The sequence below is a fragment of the Bacillus sp. EKM206B genome, from assembly GCF_011066015.1.
Classification (GTDB): domain Bacteria; phylum Bacillota; class Bacilli; order Bacillales; family Bacillaceae; genus Bacillus; species Bacillus velezensis.
In genome coordinates, this window is record NZ_JAAMNL010000016.1 from 25,967 (window position 1) to 44,106 (window position 18,140).

Genomic DNA, 18,140 nt, shown 5'->3' on the forward strand with positions numbered 1-18,140 from the left:
AAACTAATTTGCAACATTAGACTTTTCCATGTATTTATTTAATTCGTCAATTGCGCTTAGACACCGAGAACGAAAAATAGTCGCATCAACACTTTTTAGCTCGTAGTTTTCATTTAATAAGAAGTTTCGTAGCTCTAAAAGAGACTTAAGTGCTTTCCCTAACTGTGGGTATTCTTTAGTTAAATAAATTATGCTATTTTTAGGGTGCATTAAACGGAAATCGTTACCTCCACTTTCGATCGCTAAACTTCTAATTTTACGTTCAACTTCCCTCCAAGATTCTTTCACTAATAGCCTTGGTCTTTTTACTAAAGCGTCCGAATAATATTGTGATTCTCTTACTATTGATTGCTGAATCTCTGGTAAATCATATTTTTTTTCTGGCTGAATCTCTGGTAAATCATATTGTTTTTCTGTTTGGGTATTCTCAGATTCTCTTACACTTTGAGATTCTACCTTCTCTTTTTCAGATAGTTGACTCGCCTCTTCTAAACTCTTATCCACTTTTTCCAAGAGTTTATCGAAAATAATCTCTACGTTTCCTACTTTAAAGCTAAATAACCTGTTTTCTATAACCGTCTTTAGACTTTTACGAATAGCAAATACTATTACTACTACAGCCAACGGCCATGAAGTTAAGATTGTTTTTAGAAGATCAAAAACCTTGCTCCATTCCATAGCTAATTCTCCATTCCTAGTTTGATATGGAGATTATACTATTTTATTCCATGTTTGCTAAGGCTTCTCTGCGAATCTCTTCTTTTTCGTCAGCTGACAAGCCTAAAACCTTGTTGTCTACTACAGGCGAGAGAACGCAATGACATCTAACCCGCTCAGCGGCGGAAAGCTTCGTGTCTCGCGGATACATACAGGTTTCACTGCTTCCTGGTATCCTGAATTCTTCGTCAACACCAACAATTGTGCCGTCGAGGTCTATATGATTCTCACGCGGATTGTTCTTCTTCCCTCCGCTGTGCCGCCATTTCTTCTTGGATACCGCCGGGGACTGCGCATAAGATTCATGCTGAGCGGCAGAGGAAGCCGCAAGAACCTCGGTTATGGCCGTTGTCCTGGCTCTCGGTCTATCGAAATGCGGCATATCCTTCAGAGTCAGTTCAATCTCCTGGATTGACGAACCTGAGTCAATGGCTTCCGTCAGCACCGTTTCCACCGCTTCATGTGTGTTGAGCTGCATAATCTCGGCCAGTCTCTTTGACCAATCCTTGATCCAGTCGATCGAGCGGGAAGAAAGAACTTTGAACGGAACTTCAGGATCGATTGAATCCATTATGACAGCGGCCAGCTCTTCAAGCGTCTGTTGCAGAAAATCCTCGGTCAGTTCCTGGAACTCTTCCTGAAAATCATCCTCTGCAAAAAGGTTCTGCGTAAAAAACACCAGAAGCTCCTGTAACGTCTCTGAATCAGCTTTGCTTACAAAGCCGTTCAATCCTTTTAAAAATCTCTTACGCTGGCTCCTGAACAATCTAGCGATGCCTTTTTCATAATCCTCTACGTAACGGGGTATCTTAGAGAGGCCGGGGAAGTCAGGAATCGTCTCCACAAGCTTCTGGCCTTCGCTTTCCTCGGCTTTTTGAATGAATGAGGTAAGACTGACCAGCAGCTTATCTGTTTTGTTCATTCTTCAAATCCTCCAAAACATCCCGCATATCTTTTAACAGCCCGATCACATCAGGAGTGCCGCTCTCGGATTTAAACAGAGCCGTAAATGGATCCGCTGCAGGCGTTGCTTCGTTCTTACCAATTGGCCGATTGTATTCTTCCTCCGGCCATTCCTCAAGCGTTTTGCCGAGCACGCGCCCGGCCAGATCCCTCAGATCGTTAGGTGATACCGCCCCAGCCGTAATGAAAGGAGTCAGCACTTTTGCAATTTCAAGCGGATCTTGAAAGTCCGGGCCTTTCAACTGCAGCTCTACTTTATGAATTTCAAGATCATTTAAAAATAACGCGTTCAGTCTGCCGGTAAGTACCTTTCGTTCCGGCTGAAAGACTTGCTCTTCAGTAATCTTTCTGGCTGTGTCAGCTGTCGCCCTGTTGTAATCCTGCGCTTCCCCGGTATAAATCGGCGGTAGCCGGAATGCAGAGCGGATTTTATCCCGGCTCTTTTGATCATATTCCAGAAACAAAGCATCTTCCTGAAGAATCTCGGCAAGTGATTTGATGTCTACTTTGACCGGCACGATTTCCTCATCACCATGAATATTCTTCCCTTTGGCTATCCCTTCCGCTTCGAGCAAAAGGAATTTATGTGAGTTTTCCACGCCTTCAAGGCCGTTCATATAGTCCTGCAGCTGTTTATACGAATCCTCCGAGAGCATTCCATTCTCGATCGTAATAGCAGCGGGAATATGCCGGCCTTGTTTAAAGTACATGAAATTCAGCTCTTCTGCTTTGCGGGCGCCGTATAGATTGACAATATGACCGATCCACCGCGGCTTCCCATAAGCGCCGCTTCCTATCTTAAAATGCACAACCTCGTTGGCCTGCTTTTCTATAGGAGTGTTTTCTTCATACTGCCCTGTCTCAAGGTTAAGGGTGCGCGGGTCGCCGTACTCCTTAAAATAAATGACTCGCCCATCAATCATCTGAGCATATTTCCGAAACCGCTTCTGCCTTTTCATAGTCTTTAGTTGACCTGATTCAAAGTATTTGAAAGGAACTTCTATAGGATCAGATAGCTTGCACACCCGGACATATTCCGCAGCCATGTATTCAATGCCGGCAGGCTGATTTTTACCGTTACGGATAACCTCTATATATCCGTTTCCTGTCTTTTCCCGATCTTCTAAACAGAAGCCGAGCAGTGTTTCTGCTGATTCATCAAAATGAAGATGCTTTATGAACTCCTCGAGCTGTTGCCATTCTTTATCCGCATCCGCTTTTTCTGCAGGATCTACTTCATGTGAATTGATATCCTTTGTGTATCGCATGTCAAAGCCAAAACCAAGAATATTTGTCCTATAGGCATCCACACATTGCTGGAGCATTGTTGAATACTCAGCTATCATTTTTAATTCCTTCAGGTTGTATGGCGGCTCCATGATCATGTTTTCCGTGTAATGGCCTGCAAATTCATCAGCATATATTTGTTTTGTCGTTTCGGCAGGCGGAGCGGCTTTAATCACTCGTGCTTTGACTGATTGCTTCGTCATCTGATAACCCCCTTTCTTCCCTAACCGGTCTGGCCCGCTGCGGGCGTCCTTTTGGTTTTTCTTTAAGATCGGAAACCTCGTAATCATCCAGCGCGTACCATATCGCTGAAAAAGTATGTGGGTCAATCGTGAACTTGTCTTCAATGATGTGACCCAGCTTATCGGTAGCATAGGTGAGCGGCTTCAGCTCATACACCGTATTTTCACAACGGTCAGAGCAAATGATCTTTTTAAACCGCTTGATCTTCTTAATGTATTGAAGACGTGAACCCTGGAACTTCCGAGCCCCCACCATATTGAACCCTTGCTGCTGATAATAACGGATTGTTTTCGGCTCGGCGGCATCCGCTTTGATCAATTCCTTTGTCTCCGCAAATTCCTTTATCTCTTCGGCCGTCCTATCGTCCGTCATTTGATTTTTGTAATACTCCCAATAGATATAGAGGTACTTCTTCTCCGTGTCCACAGCGAGCCGGACAATAGCGTTATACGATCCCTCAAAACCAAAGTCCATGCCGACTCGTTTAAGTGGGCGGTGAATGTTTTCGATAGCCTCCATGACTTCTTCGTGCGGACGCTCTTCAAATTGAGGAAGAACCCGCACACCATTAATGCCAAAGCGCCCCTTCCGCGCAATACGGTAAAGGTCTGGATCATAATCTTTCAGTTCATCGAGCTGCTTCACATAGCTTTCGGGCAGAAACAGATTATCTTCCGCAGTTGAATGATGATAATAGGTGTCATTCACAACGATCGTCCGCTTTTCATAAAGCTCTTTATCATCAAGCACAAACCGTTTTTGGCGGTCATCTTTGAAGAAATGCCGGAATGTCCAGTTATCCTCTCCGACCGGGTTTGTAGAAAGAATCATGTGGAGCGGCAATGTCGGGTGACGTAGGCGCCCAAGCAATTCCTTAAAGCCTTCATACTTCACCTCAGAACATTCCTCAATCCATATGATCGAAATGTTATTAATTGATTTCAGCTTGGCCGGCTTATCCAGCCCTTTAAAAATAATTCGGCTGCCATTCGGAAACCGTATTTGCATCGGTGACGAAACACACCTAACAACGTGATCAATCTCTAATTCGTTGACAATCTCTTCGAAGAGAGAAAAGGTTGAGTCTCTGTGTGTGTCATAAACTTCCCGGATAACAAGCGCTGTCCGCTTCTCTGTGAGTAATTTCAGAATGATCTTCAGCGCAGCATGATAGCTTTTCGATGACCCATAGCCGCCAACCAAAAACTGAAACTTTTGGTTCCAGTCAAAAAGGAAATCCTCGAAATGTGGGTTTACTTTTTTAACAGTCATCAGCTGTCATCCTTATCCTTGCGCTTACGCTCTATTATGATATTCACAGAGTTATCCACAGGTCTTGCGGTCAAGCGTTCAAGCTCAGCTTGTTTTGTCTCGTTTGTCAGATACATGGCGCGTAGCTTCAGATCGTGTTCATCCATAGAGCGGGTGATATCATGCTTTTGACGAATAGCCTTCAGCCGCCTGTCGGTAACACGGGTCATTGCTTCTTCAATATTTAAGATATCGTCAATGGACCGCATCGCTGTTTCTTCCACTTCCGTGACAACCAGCCGCTCGTTCATAAGCGGCACATGCTTTACAAGTCCTGTTTTCTTGTCATTAGTTGGGATGATGTCTTTTACCTTGCGCATTTGTTGAAGAACACGGCGCTGCTTCTCATTTAATCCATTTTCAATTCTCATAATGCGTTGCATCATACGCCGCTCTTTTAAATAAAGCTCCCGGATCGTTAACTCAATTTGATAGAGCGGGTCAGTTTCAATCTGATCAAACAGCTCTTTTTCTGTATCATCCATGAAATCAAACAAGATTGATTCATACTCACCTGTACGCACAGAGTTTTTATTTCCTTTGGGAGCGGCACCGCCTCTGTTCCCTTTGGCGTTTTTGTTGCCAGGCGGCGCCTTGCCTCCTTTATTACCCCGGGCATTTTTGTTACCTTTTGGAGCGCCCGGACGAAAAGGAGCGCTCCCTTTCGATTTAGGAGCGCTCCCATTGATTTTTTCTTCCCATTTATCATTCGCTTTCCATTTGCGGACAGTGCTGCTGGTGACGCCCAATTCATCGGCAATGTCTTTTAATTTCTTGGTTCCGCCGCTCTCTTTCCACAAATGAAAAGCCTCGTCTCTGCGTGGATCTCTTTTTCTTGGCATTACATCATCACCCACCCCCGAGCCATCTAATTGAGTTTGAGTTTGTTTTTAGAAAATCAAAAAGGCCTTACGAGGCCTTTTGATCATTTACCTAATACATTTTTTATTTGTTGAAGTGTTAGATGTTCTCCGCCAGCATCTTCTCTGACTTTTGTCCAACGTGAGAGCAACTCATTATAATAACGAACTCTGTTTCTATGAGAATTCATTTCTATCTTTCCTTCTTTGATCAGGTCTTCCATTTCAGAATAAAGTCCCGCTTCTTTCACAACATGGTTTGCAAAACAGTAATGATCCGGTTCTTCATTCCCATCAAACCCTTGGAATAAAACATCTTCTTCAGAAATTTCCTCTTGTTCTTCACTTGTCAGATTCTTGAAGCCAAAATATAGAGCTCTATACATAGTTAAAACATCAAAAACCTTACGGGTAATTTCAGGAGAAAACTCATCTTCAATGTGCCCAAAAATCTCTTCATAAAAGTGAGAATAGCCATTATAAAGCACTTCTATGTTTCTTTCATATTCAGCCTCGCTTTGAGGGTCTAATCTTTTTAGGATTTCCATTTGGTTGATTAATATAGCTCGCTGCTCTTTTGTAAAATTTAATGTCATTAAATTCGCTCCTTATATTTTTTATATTCTCTAAGGACTTATGACAAGTTACTAAGAACTATTATAATGAATGACTTCCATGTTTTACCTCCCCTTTATGAATATTATACTAAGAGGAGAGAAAAACACAAAAATGTGAGATAACTTATATTTCTTCATCCTTCTGAAGCTGTATATCAAGCTCTATGAGCTTTTTTAAGTCGTCCACAGTGTTTACCTCTATTCGACCGTTTTGAAAGTCTCTGATCCACTGTGCAATGCCTGCACTAACGATTTTCCGATACTTCTCTTTTGATTCACTGATATTTTCAAGAACATCGGCTTTATGTAAAAGCAGAAGCTTTTCCTTCTCTTCATCAGAATAGGAACATACGTTTGTTTTTTCTCTTGTCATGCTCCCCGTCCTCCATTACAATATGAATCAGAGCGTGATTTCCCACAAACGCGGCCGCGTCATGATCACGCTCTCGACAGGGAGCTATCTCTGTTGTGATTGGAGGGTGTTAGCAGCACCCTCTTTTTTTGATTTTTTCCCAAAAACCTCTCGAGTTCTGTGTAGGACTCATATATGCTGTCAGAGCAAAGGAGAGGATAGATATGAATAAAGATATTTTAGATCTTAAAACTACGGCAGAAGCGGCTCGTGCAGCCTACAAAATGGGGCACTTAAGCCGAGAGGAAGCGATAATTAAAATAGAACCTTACTTGATTAGAGTAAATGAAAAAGCAGTGGCTATCGCAAAGAAATATAACCAACGCCCTCGTAAAGTTTCATTAACTTCTTTTTTAAGATGACGCCTGATGGGGCGTCTTTTTATTTATGCTTCCTCAATAAATTCTTCCAAGTGGGAAACATCAATTTCTTTAAAATTATCCTTTATGTTCTTTGGATCTCCTTTATAAAAAACCAACACATTTTGATGAACCTTTACTACTTTTCTATTAACAAAGGTATTCGCTGCTCTTACACCAGCTGTTCCAAATGCATTAATAAGAACTATCTCGTTATAAAAGTGAAGGCCCGATTCCAGGAATGCCTTTTTGGTATCGTCAACAAAATTTCTGTATATGCCTTTTTTATCTCTTATATCACCGACCACAAAAACTGCAAACCTATCATTTTTCAGCCTGGAGGCACCCCTCTTTATTATTTCCGAATAAGCGGCAACAAAATCATCATACTCCATAGTGCTAATATCATTTGGATTATCGGAATAAACTTCAAGATCACCATAAGGCGGGCAGCTAAACATCAAATCTATTTCATTTTCAGTAATGTGACTGTTAACATTTAAACTGTCATCACAAATCCAGTTAGGCATTTTTAGCCCTTCAATAGTAGCTGCGTTCATTTTATTTGCTTTAACCTGCTCCTCCCTTATATCGATTCCGTAATATTCATAATTTAAGAAAGAAGCCACAATCCCTCTTACACTTCCACCCGCGAACGGATCATAAATTTTTCCGCCATCAATATTGAACCATTTATAAATTATTTCACATAAGACAGGATCAAAAATTGACGTTCCTTTCATTTTTTTTGCGTACTTCGAAAAATCCGGGTATAAAAGATTCTCTTCTCTTCCTTCATCTGAACTAATTCCTATAGCGTGCCATGCCCGTTTTCTTTCCTGCCAATACCCCTGGCGAGCATCGAAAATTGAAAACGGAGGGATGATAAACCTATCAACTAAACTCTCATTAGTATTTGTTTCCCCAGACTCGTTAAAATCAAAATCAACATCTTCAGATACATCTAAATCGAGTATGCCTTCTAATTCCTCTGTACTAAATCCAGTGGGATCAATGTCTATATTAAGATCGTTTAATTCTCTTAGTATTTGTTCGAGCTTATCCTCGTCCCAGTCGCCGCCGGTTTTGTTGAGTGCAAGATTGAGTATTTTCTCATCGGTTTCACTCAGGTTTACAACTGATACTTCTAACTCTGCCGGCTGGCGCTCCATAAGTATTTTAAATCGTTGATGGCCACCAACTAAATTCCCTGTTCTCTCGTTCCACACAAGAGGTTCTACAGTACCAAATTTATTTATTGAAGACTTTAATTTTTCATAATCGGGATTACCTGGCTGAAGATCAATCCGAGGATTGTATGTAGCGGGGTTAATCTTTTCTACTGGTATAGTTCTAATATTCATGATGTATCGCCTCCTGGTACAAATAAAAAAGCACCCCGAAGGATGCTTAAGTTATATTCCGTTTGCTTTCTACAAAACATCAAAAAGGTGTGTCACTTCACTTTTCAACCGCATACCTTTTTGATGTTTTACGGTCTATAAAATTTTACGTATTTGCCATCTCTGTCAAACCAGCCTCTGAACGCCCAGTTATCCCAGCCGCCATCTCCTTGGTTTGTGAATTCCCCATCTTCAAACACCCAGATCCCGTATACCACTCCATTTAGAACGGCAGATCCATAGAATTTGACGCCTCTGAAGTGATCGTCGTAATTCTGGGCCAAATTAAATACCATGACATTATATTTCTGCCCCGCAGAGTAAAAAGTAGATTCCATCATATTTTTGACAAAACCCGGTCGATTTGCGTTTTGCACAACAGCATCTCGGATTGAATTTGCTATGCCGAGGACGTCAAGATTTACATTGAAATTAACACCAGGGATACCAGTTCCGGCTTTAGGCTGATTAAGGTTCATTGTTTGTTTAACGGCTGGTGCTGAGGAAACAGTGGGTTCAGCCTCTTTTTCTTTAGCGTGGGCAAAAGCAGGCAGACTGGAAGTAGCGAGCATCAGAGCGGTGACGGATGTGATTATCTTTTTATTCAATTCAATTCCTCCTTTAGATTTTAAAGATATCCATAGGCTAACAACAGACAACTTAATACTCGTTTCCTGCTTTATGCCCCCCTCCTTTCTATGAAACCAGTATATAAAGTTTCTCGTTTAGAAAAATGATGAAAATTTAGTATTTTCCGATAAGTAATAAATCATATAAATGGGCAGAAAAGAAATTAGACCACGGGACAAATCGATCGGTCATGTCAATCAATTGAGTCTTATTTAATAAAAATTTTAGTAAATTTTTAACCTTTTCAAGAAAATTTGTAAGAAAATATCACAATTGTTTTCAACGTGGTCAAAAAGATTCATTTTCAACGCTTTAAAGGAGAACGGTATAACAAAGCGTGGGTCATAGCGGTTTTGAATGCCTGCTGCCTCCACATTCAAGCCGTTAACCGCCAATTGTCTATTCTGAGACTTACTAGAAGCAGTTTACAGAGAACATAAAAAACGCCCTCCCACTTAAGAAAGCGCCTAAATCATCTGAATAAAACCATATTTTGCAGGGAATAATTATTTTGCAAGCAAATATTATGCTGCTGTTAGAACCGCCCGAATTCACTGAGAAAGCCTCCCTCTTTGTTGATCCTCGCTTAACAATGGGAGGCTTAACTCACTATAAAATATGGTTTATTAACGGTAATTGACATGGACGAAAAACATATTACTATTGTTTACGGCGAATACGGCCGCCTGTCCGTTTATAGGTGTCTTTTCTGACTCCCATGATTTCTTCCCAATCCCTTCTCGTCAAAGGATCAGCTTCCTTTGTTGAGGGGCTTTTCTCTTTTTCAAGTTGCTGTTTCGTTTCTGCAGATAAAATGTCTCTCATCTTCATCTTTCATTTCTCCTTGCCGAATAAGCACCGCCTTACGCTATTCGCTTTTATTTATTTGTGGCCCGCCGATTTTCCCCAGGAGGTAAGCAAAGAAAATGGAGAGCCGGTTTAAAAGACTTTCCTTGCAATCGGGATCTCACCGTTTGCGTTCCCCGTGACTATCGCGCGCAATACTGCATAGACTCCAGCCGCTCCTCCTGTGAAGCTAACGGCCTTCATTGTCATTCGATACATCCGAGTGCACACTTGATACGGGAAAGGTGCGTCTCCCAATCTGCCATAAAAAAAGCGGCCACTAATCAGATGCACAAATAGACTCATGCAAAAGATCAGCGTCCGCAGGTTTCTCCTTTTGGGACAGATATTCACGTTCGTTTTCTTCTTGTCTCTATCGTATGACAAACCGCAGCTAAAAAAAGTACCCATTTTATCCCCCGTTTTGTCGGCTTTTTGTCGGCATTTTCTCGGCTTTTTATCGGTGTTTTTTTGGACATACAAAAAGAGCAAACCACTCAGGCTTGCTCTTTTACATCAATCCCACCATTTTGTAGAGACACTTGTTGCAGGGTTTGTTAGTTTCTCCAGGTGTAATTCTGCTTTTTTATTATCTCCATCAACAAAACTACGTACATTGAATACTACTTCGTATGTTCCTTTTTGGTTAGCTAAATTAAAGCGAGAGACTGTATCATTGATAACTGGATCTTCTTCTACAAGCTTATACTGCCATGCGAATCCAGGGCCAATATATGGCTGAGAAATCTGAATTCCAAGGTCTCCTCCACCAGAATAGAATGTTTTTGAACGAGTTTTAAATGTTGAAGAACCTAAGTAATCCCACTCTCCGGCTCCTAGAAGAGAAAATAAGCTTATGTCATCTGATATTTTTCTGATCTTAGGCTGCACGCTAGATTCATCGTTAACCCCATCTTCTGGACCATCTTTTGCTACAACTGGATCAATCACATCAGATCGTCCATCTTCCGAACCAATTTCATCTCCAATAGGATCAATTTTATACTCTTCCGCTTTAACCGTGTTAACACCGATCCCAGACATAAAAAACCCTGCAACAATAGCACTTACAAAGAATATTTTTTTCACTTTCCCTTATCCCCCACACAAGTTATTTTATTTTTTCAATCGATTTAACAGGTACTTCTGACGGATTAAAATACAGGTCAATCCTTTGAACAGTCACAAACACGACAGAAAAAATCACTGAACAAACCAACGTTAGTAAGAGTATTTTCCACACTTTTAAGTCTTTCATCATCTCTCCCTCTTTTCTTATTGGTAATATTCTACCTATTCCAATAATAAACTTAATAGGTAATAAGTACAAGTGGGGATAAGGGATTTTTTGTTAAAAACTTTTGAACATGAAATTCAAAAAAATAAACAGCACGATTATCGTCACAACAATAAAGGCTTCTCTTGTGAAGTTTTTATCATCTTCTTTTTGCTGTTTCTTTCTCTTAATCTCTTCTCTATATTTTCTTTGAACCTCTTTCTTTTTATCATCCATTATCTAAACTCCTCTGAGTCCTTTTTCTTTTTATCACTTGCACCCCTCCTTTCAGTTATTGCAATTTTATCGTGCAACCAATAAGTGCACCAGTGAAAAAAGCCTTGACTATAAAGCCTTCTCGCTTGGCTGAGACTCTAAAGATGAATTTAATTTAACGGACAAAAAGACAGCCCTCAGATTATTCCGAGCGCTGTCGCGATATTGTAGATGGCCTGTCTTTTCACCTGATAAAACTTATCTCTTTTGAGGCCGAGCTCAATCATAATTTCTAAATCCTTTATTTTTCTTGGAGACAAATATTTCTTTTCAAGAATACTGCGCTCATCTTGGTCAAGGCAGTTCTCTAGCGCCCTATCCATCTGCTTGACCTTCAGCTCATTATAATCAGTGTTTTTTCGTAACTGCGGAAACAGCCCGATGATTCCCTTTTCCTTTTGCTCTTGTCTATTTTCCGCTTGGGTTTTTAATGATCTATACGTTTTGAGCTCTTTAATGACGATGTTACGTACTTCTTTTTCATTTACTTCTGGAATGAATGACAATTGTTTGACTGCTTGCACTCTGTTCCCTCCTTAAAGTAATAGAGCGGGCGTCAAACACCCAGCCTTATGCCGAATGTCTGATGTCCGCAATTGCTCATTTTATTTGGTAACGAAATTGAATCACTTGACGTAAAATTTCGCTGATTCAAATGTTCCGATATAGTTCCGTTTGCCGGAATCAGAATAGCAGTCCAGCTGAATGACATAGGTTCCTTTCCCGGTCTTATTCCGGATCGATTTCACATTGAATGATTTCAGAGGCGTTGCCGTTTTGAAGCTGCCCCGCTGAACCAAATTTGTATCAGTCAGCCCGCCGCCGCTACGCTTCTTGTACACGCCAGCCGTGTAATAAAGTGCCCTTGAGCCTTTCTTCTCGGCTTTCCAGTCCACCGTTGAGGCGCCGGCCGTGTAAGTCGTGGCATCCGTAAACACCCGGCCGCTGTACCCGGATTCATTTTGCCAACCGGACCATGCGGCGGAAGCAGACGGCGCAACGGCCGCGGCTCCCGTAAGTAATACTGCTGATAGCATGATTGATTTGAATCGTTTTTTCATGATTGTGCATCCTCCTTCATCATCTCTTCAATCTTTTTTAAATCTCGGTAAGAGATACTCGAACCGCCTTCCCAGATGATTTTTCGTTCTTGCAAGTCGAATATCTCCAAAGTGTCGTATAAAAATCTTTCAGGTGTGTTTCGTGTTTGTTCTGTCAGTTCGTCGATTGAATCAAAGTCAAATATGCTATCAGACAGGGCGCCGCTCGGGTAAAACAAATCATAGCCGAATACGATAAACCGCTTATATCTTCCGTCCATGTCTTCTCACTCCCAATTCATTCATTTTGCTTCCCCCTCCAATTCATTTTGGGCAACCGTTATAGTGAATTGCATATTCTTAATAGTTTGCTGTAAAGCCTTCTTGTATCTGCTCCTTTCCCCGCTTAGATGCTGAATGTCCTTTTGAGCCTGCCGAAATTGATTGACCGCAATGTCCTGCTGGCGCTGGTGTTCCTCAATGATAGCCCGCTGTTTGTCAGCCAGTTCAGCTTGTTCAAGAAGCCATCCTATTTCCTTTTGTGGGATGTAAGTAAGCTGTTTTAACCGTTCAACTCTCTCACTCATTTCCGTTTCCTCCCCGCAGGGAATGTCCCTGCTATTTGATTTGGAATCAAAACAAACTCATTTGATGCCATTCATTCGGTTCAGGCACTTCACTCTGACTGGCATCAGTTACCCGGAATAGTTTCTTTTGATAGGCTCCGCAATGGGCGTTTACATTGTTAAATTTTGATACGTAGAAATGACTTTCTCCTAAAGGAAAGAGGAAATACTCTTTTCCTTTTTCAAGCGGTGTAATGTCTGCGCTGAGACATTCTCCCTTCATGGCCATAAACATTCCTCCAAAAAAAGAGGGGAGTTCCCCTCCGCGTTACGGCAAGAAGCCATAATCGTAATTCAGCTTTGTGTGCTTGCTATTGGCTGTCTGTACAATGGTCTTTCCATATTCCGGTGTATCTACAAGATAGGCTGACCCGCTTGAGCCATCCAAGATGATCAGCTTCGTTTTTTGATCTTCCATTAAGTCCTTAACGGAAAGTTGATGTAAATTTTCAATTTTTTCAGGTCTGTTCATATTGCAGCACTCCCCGTGTTATAATTAATTGTCGAGATTAACTAAAACCGGGGCCTTGTGCTGCGGTTTTTTTATGTTATACGGGCACCGCGTTTGTATTTCAGTTCAGACAATTCCCGAAACCATTCTTCATCCCCCATAAATAAGGAAAAATCAATCATTGTATCAAGGTCTTCGGCATGCAGCGTGTCATCCATCTTCTTCACTACCCGGCTTGAAGCATTTATTATTTCTCCATCTACAAGGCGGATAACAACTGAGTTCCTTCTGATTTCCTCTACATATCCCGTTACGACGATCCCGTTCCCCTTTGCTCTTACCCAATCACCTTCAAATATCTCAATCATCGCCTTCTCCTACTTTCTTTTTAATGCCGAGAACGACATTGCCTGACTTCTGTTCAAAATCTGTAACGTATGTCACTTCTACTTCAATTGAGCGGCCAGTGTATCCGTCCTGCCATTCATTTAGAGAGAGGGTATCCCCTTCCTTAAATCCTCTATCATCGTGCCTTATTTCAAAAGTTTTTCGGCCATCCTTCAGCGCTTTAAAATATTCCGGTAAGATTTTCAGATGATGTCTTACGCTCATATATCATCACCGTCCTCATTATCTGCTTCTTCCCAAGCCGTCTTGAAAGCAGTTTCTAAAAACCATAGTTGTTTTTCTAATTGCTCATCTGTCATCGCGGAAAGATCAGGACCATGGCCAGGAACCATGCGGAAATCACTCAATTTTTCTAAGAGCTTTTTTCTCTTCTCTGTCATCTTCTTACCCTCCATCCATTCCGGATCCGGCTCACCAGCTCGTATTTCTTTAAAGGTTCATAGAGGTGGACAGCTTGTCCATCCTCTATGCGAAACAGCAGATACCAACGCGGCTGCTTTTTCCTTCTCCCCATTTATGCCGCTCCGTGTTCGTCCTCGTCCTTATTCTCATCCTCTTTTTCATCCTCGGTTGACGGCTCGGGTTTATCAGCTTCATCAAGAGGAACACGCGGCGCCTGCTTTTCCATCGGCTCTGCCTCCGCTTCCTGATCCTGCTTCCAGTCCCACCAAGCTTGAGCATACGGAGCAACTTCTTTTCTGTACTCGTTGATAAGGTCTATAAGGCCCTCTGCAGACATTACATAATCATTCGCAATCTTCCGGTATGATTCACCCTCTATGCGCCGCTTAGCCATTTCAGTAATGTATACAGGGAATCCATCAAGGATCGGGGCCATATCTTCAGTAATGAAGGAGTCAACAACCTTTCTCTCGATTTCCTCTGTTACTTCTTCGATTTTTGGCTTCTCTTTAGGAAGCCCGAGGTTTGCCTCAAGTTGTTCTGGTTCCGGATCTGCTACCTTTACAATTCCATCAGAGCCAACTGTGTAATTAATAATCGGGCGATCGGTGAGCGCGTTGACTTGTACATTAAACTGTACAACCTCGCTCTCCAGTTGCGCCTGAACGTCCTTATCAATCATCTCGGCTAAATTTTGAATGCCGCTTCCTACCTCTTTAGTTGGGACCTCCAGAACGACCTCGGTAATTCCTTTGGGTTTGTGGTTCACCTTTTTTACGATTCCTTTGAAGTCAACGAAAGACATAATTGTTCCTCCTCTTGTGATAGTGGTTTTACTAGAATTTCGATTCTTGGGTTTTGGCTGTAATACTTACTGACATGGAGGTCTACAATTTGACTGTCATCATGCCAGAGGACTTTATTTAAGCCGTCTTTAATGCCCTTTATATAATTGTCCACATCAGGCTTTTTGCTGGGTCTTAGTAATCCTTGTTCAGCTTCAGCCGCTTTTTTCTTACTGAAACTCTTCAAGGTAGATTTATAGACCTTGACTCTTAACTCAAGCGGGCCCGTCAGCAAGGAACTTGGCCGATGATCTGAGGCGGCAAGTTTAACGTATTGCTTAAAATCCCTTGATTTCTTTGGATCATATAACCTGGTCATGCCGTTTCTTGTGGCTGCCCTGGGGCGCCCCTGTGCAACTGGCTCCCCATAAATAGTAAATTGGATCATGCTGTTACCTCCCGTCATCCTGAATCCACTGCTGTATGATCATTTCCTGCTGTTCGCCTTCCTTTACCACGTAAATGAGTGCCAGGACGGTGTACATCAGCAGGATTCCTCCTCTTCGGATAGCTTGCGGCCAAACTGGCATTTTACTTGAATTGTGAGGTTCTCCAGATCGAATAGCGTCAAATGGCTCAAGTCCGCTCCTTTTTCAATGGAATAGCCATACCGAATCAATTCATTGATTAGAAATTCTCTCCGCTTCTCCACTTCATTATTTGGCATAAAACCGCTCCTTTTTAACCCACAAGGGCTTCCATTTGTCTATCAAGGTTTAAGAATCGTCCGTACTCTTTAATAAAGGCAGCCATGACAGTGCCGACGGATCCGTTTCTTTGTTTTGCAAAAATGATTTCCACTACGTTTTTCAGATCGCTTTGTTTATCGTAATAGTCATCCCTGTAGAGAAAACTAACGATATCGGCATCCTGCTCAATGCTGCCTGAATCTCGAAGGTCAGACATCATCGGCCGCTTATCTTGCCGCTGCTCAACGCCGCGAGAAAGTTGAGAAAGAAGAATGATTGGCACATTGAAGGTCCGGGCTATGTTCTTCAATTCGCCCGTTATGCTTGCGACCTCTAAGTTTTTCGTTTCAAATTTGCCGATAGGTCGGATTAATTGAAGATAATCAATCACAACCAAATGTTTTTTGTCCGGGTGGTCCTTTTTGGTCTTCCGAATGGCAGAACGAATATCAGCCACTGACTGTGACGGTTTATCATGAATATAGATGTCTAATTTTTCATATTCACCAATGGCCCGATTTGCATTTTCATAGTCTTTTTCACTGAAATACTTGTGCGGGTTTCTCCATTTTGTACCCTCGATTGAACCTAAATTGCTGAGCATCCGGTTAACGAGTTGACGGTCGGACATCTCCAAAGAAAAAACATCGACAACCCCACCTTTTAGCGCTGCATTCTGCGCCAAACTTAGAGCGAAAGCAGTCTTTCCCATAGAAGGCCGGGCAGCTACGATAATTAAATCACTGTCCTGCCAGCCGCCAGTCATAGCATCTAAATCGGCCAAACCGGATTCCACACCTGTTATTTCTCCTTTTTCTTGATACATGTCTTCGTAAATCTCGGTTAAAACATCCATCTTAGTTCGTTTATTTGTAACACCGATCTCCTGCAGCTCCACGGTCTTCTGATAAACCTGCAAAATTCCCTCATCGCTTGGATTATTTGCAAAATCAAGAGCGGCCTTTTGCATATCACGCAGTTTAAAAGCTTCGTAGATTAATGTCTGATAGGTCTCGAAGTTAATAACAGATGGAACAGCACTGGCTAAATCGACAAGATAGCCGGTGCCGCCGATCGCTTCGACAGTTTCTCCTAACTCTGTAACCACCGTCACGATTTCAACAGGCTGGCCAGAGGAATCTACATCTCGCATAGCCTTAAAAATCCGTTTATGCCGCTCATCTGCGAAGTGTTTCGGCTCCAAGGTGGTTTCCTTAATCAATTCATTTTCAACAAGGATACAGCCCAACAGGCTCTCTTCTGCTTCAAGGTTTTTTAGCATGTTTTGCATTCCGTTCCCACTCTTTCTGTTGCTCTAAAAACTCATTTTTCTCTGGTTGTTTGACTTTAATTTCTGAGATAGTCGGAGGAAATGGTTTATTAGAAATATGCTCATTGACTTTGTCATAAACAGGTTTGAACGGCATTTCAGTCAGATGCTCCATCCATAATCCAATCCGCTCCATACCCACATCCCCTGTTAAATCAAAGCGGGTATACGCGGCGGAGAGCCGCCTTAGAATTTTCATTGCTTCTTCTTTTTTCAATATGATCACCCCATCGAAATGCCGTTTTCTTTGGCATATGCTTCAAGTGCGGCAAAACTCTCCTCTTGTTTTGATCCGCGCGGCCGGAACTCCGAAACGTTTGTTTTTGGAGGTGGATTCTGTTTAGCGTGCCACCTGTCTAAAATACCTTGCTCACAGTAAGTAAAGGATTTGATACCATCCGCTCGATGCTTAGGAACGTAACGATCAAATATTTCATCTATCCAAGTCAGGACGTCCCCAATTGGAATTTGTTGATCAAGGATTCTGTTTATGGCAGCCACATCATATGGGGTTGTAAACATGCCGCCCTTTCGGGACAGGTACTTTTCCTCGATTTTTTGGAAAGGAGACAGTTTCTCATCAATTGGTTGGGATATTTGCCGCCTTTCTGAAAAGCTCTCTTCATTTACGATTCTTTCAGAGCCTTGAAATTTCGAATAGTTCACAATGGTCCAGAGCATTCCGTATTCCGTTTCCTCTGCAGCAATCATGCCTTTTGCTTGAAGCCTTTCAGCTGCAGCCTTAATTGCCGCTCTCGTAAATCTGGTTAACCCTCGTCCCTTTTTTACTGCTAAATCATCACATAGTTTTGAATACGAGCGGATATATTGTCCTTTCTTCAATTCATAATCATTTATTTTCATACCGTCCTGATAAGCTGCTTTAGCCATTAAGAAGGTAAATAGCCTAAAGCCCACATTATCTGTAAAGATCTCATGATCGACGACTGACTTGTATAATTTCACCCAGCCTGACAAGAGCCTTCCTCCTCTCCAAAGAGTTTATTTTCTTCGACAAAGAGCGTAAGTGCCTTTAATAGCCACATATTCAAGGCTCGGCTCATACTTGCTCATGAATGTCTTAATATAATTCTCAAGCACAGCTTTTCTCATATGCGGAGCAGAAGTCTGTGCCAAAAACACATAGCA

The 18,140-nt window shown here is 42.0% G+C and carries 28 protein-coding genes; 1 reads left to right on the forward strand and 27 read right to left on the reverse strand.

The genetic code is table 11. From position 1 onward, the window contains the following. Nucleotides 1-3: 3 nt before the first annotated feature. The 7 genes from G9F50_RS19115 to G9F50_RS19145 form a co-directional block, all read right to left on the reverse strand. The gene (locus G9F50_RS19115; RefSeq protein ID WP_095061708.1) at nucleotides 4-678 is read right to left on the reverse strand and encodes a hypothetical protein; all 675 of its coding nucleotides are present in this window, start codon (nucleotides 676-678) and stop codon (nucleotides 4-6) included. Between the two features lie 43 nt (nucleotides 679-721). Then, the gene (locus G9F50_RS19120) at nucleotides 722-1,639 is read right to left on the reverse strand and encodes a phage head morphogenesis protein (protein ID WP_088461995.1); all 918 of its coding nucleotides are present in this window, start codon (nucleotides 1,637-1,639) and stop codon (nucleotides 722-724) included. Further along, nucleotides 1,623-3,170, reverse strand: coding sequence for a phage portal protein (locus tag G9F50_RS19125; RefSeq protein WP_095061710.1), 1,548 nt, complete (start codon nucleotides 3,168-3,170; stop codon nucleotides 1,623-1,625). The genes G9F50_RS19120 and G9F50_RS19125 overlap by 17 nt, the downstream gene beginning before the upstream one ends. After that, nucleotides 3,136-4,482 carry a PBSX family phage terminase large subunit gene (locus G9F50_RS19130; RefSeq protein WP_095061712.1) on the reverse strand — a complete coding sequence of 449 codons (1,347 nt, stop codon included), beginning with the start codon at nucleotides 4,480-4,482 and terminating at the stop codon, nucleotides 3,136-3,138. Before G9F50_RS19130 ends, G9F50_RS19125 begins: the two co-directional genes overlap by 35 nt. Next, complete coding sequence (terS, locus tag G9F50_RS19135; RefSeq protein WP_053285403.1) at nucleotides 4,482-5,363, reverse strand: phage terminase small subunit; 882 nt, start codon at nucleotides 5,361-5,363, stop codon at nucleotides 4,482-4,484. Before terS ends, G9F50_RS19130 begins: the two co-directional genes overlap by 1 nt. Nucleotides 5,364-5,446: 83 nt before the next feature. After that, nucleotides 5,447-5,977, reverse strand: a complete 531-nt coding sequence (locus G9F50_RS19140; RefSeq protein ID WP_053285404.1) for a YfbU family protein — start codon at nucleotides 5,975-5,977, stop codon at nucleotides 5,447-5,449. Nucleotides 5,978-6,122: 145 nt separating this feature from the next. Next, entirely contained in the window at nucleotides 6,123-6,371 is a 249-nt protein-coding gene (locus G9F50_RS19145) for a hypothetical protein (protein ID WP_053285405.1), read from the reverse strand. Nucleotides 6,372-6,574: 203 nt separating this feature from the next. Between G9F50_RS19145 and G9F50_RS19150 the strand changes: the two genes are divergently transcribed. Beyond that, the gene (locus G9F50_RS19150; RefSeq protein WP_053285406.1) at nucleotides 6,575-6,772 is read left to right on the forward strand and encodes a hypothetical protein; all 198 of its coding nucleotides are present in this window, start codon (nucleotides 6,575-6,577) and stop codon (nucleotides 6,770-6,772) included. Between the two features lie 23 nt (nucleotides 6,773-6,795). Here the strand turns inward: G9F50_RS19150 and G9F50_RS19155 are convergent, their stop codons facing one another. The 20 genes from G9F50_RS19155 to G9F50_RS19250 all read right to left on the reverse strand — a co-directional run bounded on the left by G9F50_RS19155 (nucleotide 6,796) and on the right by G9F50_RS19250 (nucleotide 17,969). Beyond that, nucleotides 6,796-8,133 carry a ParB N-terminal domain-containing protein gene (locus G9F50_RS19155; protein WP_053285407.1) on the reverse strand — a complete coding sequence of 446 codons (1,338 nt, stop codon included), beginning with the start codon at nucleotides 8,131-8,133 and terminating at the stop codon, nucleotides 6,796-6,798. Nucleotides 8,134-8,261: 128 nt separating this feature from the next. Then, nucleotides 8,262-8,744: a hypothetical protein gene (locus tag G9F50_RS19160; protein ID WP_053285438.1), complete on the reverse strand. Its 483-nt coding sequence runs from the start codon at nucleotides 8,742-8,744 to the stop codon at nucleotides 8,262-8,264. A 718-nt stretch (nucleotides 8,745-9,462) separates the two neighbouring features. Then, nucleotides 9,463-9,633: a hypothetical protein gene (locus G9F50_RS19165; RefSeq protein ID WP_053285408.1), complete on the reverse strand. Its 171-nt coding sequence runs from the start codon at nucleotides 9,631-9,633 to the stop codon at nucleotides 9,463-9,465. A 531-nt stretch (nucleotides 9,634-10,164) separates the two neighbouring features. Then, nucleotides 10,165-10,737: a hypothetical protein gene (locus G9F50_RS19170; protein ID WP_053285409.1), complete on the reverse strand. Its 573-nt coding sequence runs from the start codon at nucleotides 10,735-10,737 to the stop codon at nucleotides 10,165-10,167. Nucleotides 10,738-10,999: 262 nt separating this feature from the next. Then, nucleotides 11,000-11,161, reverse strand: coding sequence for a hypothetical protein (locus G9F50_RS19175; protein ID WP_014304372.1), 162 nt, complete (start codon nucleotides 11,159-11,161; stop codon nucleotides 11,000-11,002). A 176-nt stretch (nucleotides 11,162-11,337) separates the two neighbouring features. Next, nucleotides 11,338-11,724: an ArpU family phage packaging/lysis transcriptional regulator gene (locus G9F50_RS19180; protein WP_095061714.1), complete on the reverse strand. Its 387-nt coding sequence runs from the start codon at nucleotides 11,722-11,724 to the stop codon at nucleotides 11,338-11,340. A gap of 102 nt (nucleotides 11,725-11,826) precedes the next feature. Next, the gene (locus G9F50_RS19185) at nucleotides 11,827-12,261 is read right to left on the reverse strand and encodes a hypothetical protein (RefSeq protein WP_053285411.1); all 435 of its coding nucleotides are present in this window, start codon (nucleotides 12,259-12,261) and stop codon (nucleotides 11,827-11,829) included. Further along, nucleotides 12,258-12,521, reverse strand: a complete 264-nt coding sequence (locus tag G9F50_RS19190; RefSeq protein WP_053285412.1) for a hypothetical protein — start codon at nucleotides 12,519-12,521, stop codon at nucleotides 12,258-12,260. Before G9F50_RS19190 ends, G9F50_RS19185 begins: the two co-directional genes overlap by 4 nt. Nucleotides 12,522-12,542: 21 nt before the next feature. Further along, nucleotides 12,543-12,827 (reverse strand): hypothetical protein, encoded by a 285-nt coding sequence (locus tag G9F50_RS19195; protein WP_053285413.1) that lies wholly within the window; start codon nucleotides 12,825-12,827, stop codon nucleotides 12,543-12,545. Nucleotides 12,828-12,873: 46 nt separating this feature from the next. Beyond that, a complete protein-coding gene (locus G9F50_RS19200) occupies nucleotides 12,874-13,095 on the reverse strand; it encodes a hypothetical protein (RefSeq protein WP_095061716.1) in 222 nt (73 codons plus the stop codon). 39 nt (nucleotides 13,096-13,134) lie between these two features. Then, nucleotides 13,135-13,338: an XtrA/YqaO family protein gene (locus G9F50_RS19205; RefSeq protein ID WP_053285415.1), complete on the reverse strand. Its 204-nt coding sequence runs from the start codon at nucleotides 13,336-13,338 to the stop codon at nucleotides 13,135-13,137. 71 nt (nucleotides 13,339-13,409) lie between these two features. After that, the gene (locus tag G9F50_RS19210) at nucleotides 13,410-13,685 is read right to left on the reverse strand and encodes a hypothetical protein (RefSeq protein ID WP_053285416.1); all 276 of its coding nucleotides are present in this window, start codon (nucleotides 13,683-13,685) and stop codon (nucleotides 13,410-13,412) included. Beyond that, entirely contained in the window at nucleotides 13,678-13,929 is a 252-nt protein-coding gene (locus G9F50_RS19215) for a DUF3850 domain-containing protein (RefSeq protein ID WP_053285417.1), read from the reverse strand. The genes G9F50_RS19210 and G9F50_RS19215 overlap by 8 nt, the downstream gene beginning before the upstream one ends. Next, entirely contained in the window at nucleotides 13,926-14,105 is a 180-nt protein-coding gene (locus G9F50_RS19220) for a hypothetical protein (RefSeq protein ID WP_053285418.1), read from the reverse strand. Before G9F50_RS19220 ends, G9F50_RS19215 begins: the two co-directional genes overlap by 4 nt. Nucleotides 14,106-14,239: 134 nt before the next feature. Further along, nucleotides 14,240-14,932 carry a hypothetical protein gene (locus tag G9F50_RS19225; protein WP_053285419.1) on the reverse strand — a complete coding sequence of 231 codons (693 nt, stop codon included), beginning with the start codon at nucleotides 14,930-14,932 and terminating at the stop codon, nucleotides 14,240-14,242. Continuing rightward, entirely contained in the window at nucleotides 14,902-15,360 is a 459-nt protein-coding gene (locus G9F50_RS19230; protein WP_053285420.1) for a RusA family crossover junction endodeoxyribonuclease, read from the reverse strand. Before G9F50_RS19230 ends, G9F50_RS19225 begins: the two co-directional genes overlap by 31 nt. 96 nt (nucleotides 15,361-15,456) lie before the next feature. Further along, complete coding sequence (locus G9F50_RS19235; RefSeq protein ID WP_053285421.1) at nucleotides 15,457-15,639, reverse strand: hypothetical protein; 183 nt, start codon at nucleotides 15,637-15,639, stop codon at nucleotides 15,457-15,459. A gap of 14 nt (nucleotides 15,640-15,653) precedes the next feature. Beyond that, nucleotides 15,654-16,952, reverse strand: coding sequence for a replicative DNA helicase (dnaB, locus tag G9F50_RS19240; RefSeq protein ID WP_053285422.1), 1,299 nt, complete (start codon nucleotides 16,950-16,952; stop codon nucleotides 15,654-15,656). After that, nucleotides 16,927-17,208, reverse strand: coding sequence for a replicative helicase loader/inhibitor (locus tag G9F50_RS19245; RefSeq protein ID WP_053285423.1), 282 nt, complete (start codon nucleotides 17,206-17,208; stop codon nucleotides 16,927-16,929). The genes dnaB and G9F50_RS19245 overlap by 26 nt, the downstream gene beginning before the upstream one ends. Before the next feature lie 5 nt (nucleotides 17,209-17,213). After that, nucleotides 17,214-17,969, reverse strand: coding sequence for a hypothetical protein (locus G9F50_RS19250; RefSeq protein WP_053285424.1), 756 nt, complete (start codon nucleotides 17,967-17,969; stop codon nucleotides 17,214-17,216). Nucleotides 17,970-18,140 lie beyond the last annotated feature (171 nt).